The sequence below is a fragment of the Arsenophonus sp. ENCA genome, assembly GCF_002287155.1.
In the GTDB taxonomy this organism is placed as follows: domain Bacteria; phylum Pseudomonadota; class Gammaproteobacteria; order Enterobacterales; family Enterobacteriaceae; genus Arsenophonus; species Arsenophonus nilaparvatae.
The window spans coordinates 1-1,733 of record NZ_NHNG01000406.1 but is presented as its reverse complement, the minus strand read 5'-3'; the positions used below and the strand labels follow the sequence as shown (position 1 = coordinate 1,733).

At 36.8% G+C, this 1,733-nt stretch carries 3 protein-coding genes; 2 read left to right on the top strand and 1 reads right to left on the bottom strand.

From position 1 onward, the window contains the following. Both CBG25_RS10635 and CBG25_RS10630 read left to right on the top strand, forming a co-directional pair. Nucleotides 1-603, top strand: a 603-nt coding sequence (locus tag CBG25_RS10635) for an integrase core domain-containing protein (protein WP_290603686.1), incomplete at its 5' end; no start/stop codon positions are given. Between the two features lie 113 nt (nucleotides 604-716). Next, nucleotides 717-1,391 (top strand): conjugative transfer relaxase/helicase TraI domain-containing protein, encoded by a 675-nt coding sequence (locus CBG25_RS10630; RefSeq protein WP_366212767.1) that lies wholly within the window; start codon nucleotides 717-719, stop codon nucleotides 1,389-1,391. 73 nt (nucleotides 1,392-1,464) lie between these two features. Here CBG25_RS10630 and CBG25_RS10625 read toward each other — a convergent pair whose 3' ends face one another. Beyond that, nucleotides 1,465-1,680, bottom strand: coding sequence for a cold-shock protein (locus tag CBG25_RS10625; RefSeq protein WP_290606551.1), 216 nt, complete (start codon nucleotides 1,678-1,680; stop codon nucleotides 1,465-1,467). Nucleotides 1,681-1,733: the final 53 nt, after the last annotated feature.

Here is a 1,733-nt window from a genome sequence, read left to right as displayed (position 1 = left end):
AAGAAAGCACAGGATGATGAAGCCAGTGGTGAGATTGAAACAGCACATCCGGGTTACCTGGGGTCGCAGGACACTTTTTATGTTGGTCATTTAAAAGGTGTTGGTCGTATCTACCAACAAACTTATATTGATACTTACTGCAAAGTCGTTCATTGTAAACTTTACACAACGAAAAGTTCGATAACTGCTGCGGATTTATTAAATGACAAGGTTCTGCCTTTTTATGCCCAACATGGATTACCGATATTACGTATACTGACGGACAGAGGTAGTGAATATTGTGGTAAAGTTGAGCATCACGATTATCAACTTTATCTGGCTATCAACGATATTGATCACACAAAAACTAAGGCACGCTCGCCTCAAACTAATGGAATTTGTGAACGTTTTCATAAAACCGTATTACAAGAGTTCTACCAGGTAGTTTTTCGTAAGAAAATCTACGGTAATTTAGAGGAATTACAAACTGATTTAGATAAATGGTTAGAGGAATACAATAACCAGCGTACTCATCAAGGAAAAATGTGTTGCGGTCGAACACCCATAGCAACTTTACACGATGGAAAACAAATTTGGAGAGAAAAAGATTTAAATCAAATTTAGCCTGACAGATACTGTATAAATAACCGGTAACTGTCAGATCAAGTCTGAGCTACTACAAATTATCCCGCGCAAAAGAACACGTTCAGCTTTATTTATCAGATGGCGACGCCTGGATGAAAAACCTGACAAAAAATTCTGGCGACAGATTAACCGCGCATGACATCCTGAATAAACAGGAAGACCAGCTGGCTTGCAATGAAATCAGAATTTGGGATAACAGCAAAGAAGTAGGCAACACCAAATTAGCGCAAAAAATCGACCAAACCCTGGTTGAAATCGCCAGATTCTCACACCATGACCGACCAGAATTATTATTGCCCGTCACTAACGAACACGGTATTCAACGAGGAAATCTCCATATTCCGGTTGGCGTTTATACAGGGAAAGTAAACATCGAAGAAGCCACTTACACAGGTGCATCCGATGGCTTATATATCGTACTAAATAAGGGTAATGATGAAAACAGCGTTAACCTTTATTCGCTATCACAATTTAATGAGGCACTAAAAAATGATACCAAAGAGCATTCAATGGTAATTGAACTCGATAATATCCCTAGAAATGAAATCCCTGAAAGTTTACCGCAAGATATGGAGGTAGAAAAAGTTAATGATAAGCCGGACATAACTCTAGAATCGGCGGTACTGCATGATGATGAAAAAATACCCGATATTCAACTCGAAGAAGAACCACCAAAACTGGAAAAAGAAAACGATGAAATGAATATTTCATATTATAACGAAGAAGAAAAAAACCAGAAAATTAAAGAAAAAGAGTATGGCGATTAATTTTTTAATATGTGCTAAACGTGATTATTGCATGGCATAAAGATACCACGCAATAATATAAATTAATTTAATGCTAGCATAAGGCTATTACATTGGTTGCCGAAGGTCCTTTATGACCGCTTTCGACTGAAAAGTTTACTTCCTGCCTTTCATAAAGCGTTTTATAATCATTACCCTGAATAGCAGAATAATGAACAAACACATCCTGACTGCCGTTTTTGGGTGAAATAAATCCAAAACCTTTATCAGCGTTAAACCATTTAACAATACCTGTATTGATGCTTGACATATACGTTCCTTAATTTTGTTAATTAATCAAAAATCTCAAAGATTAACATGATT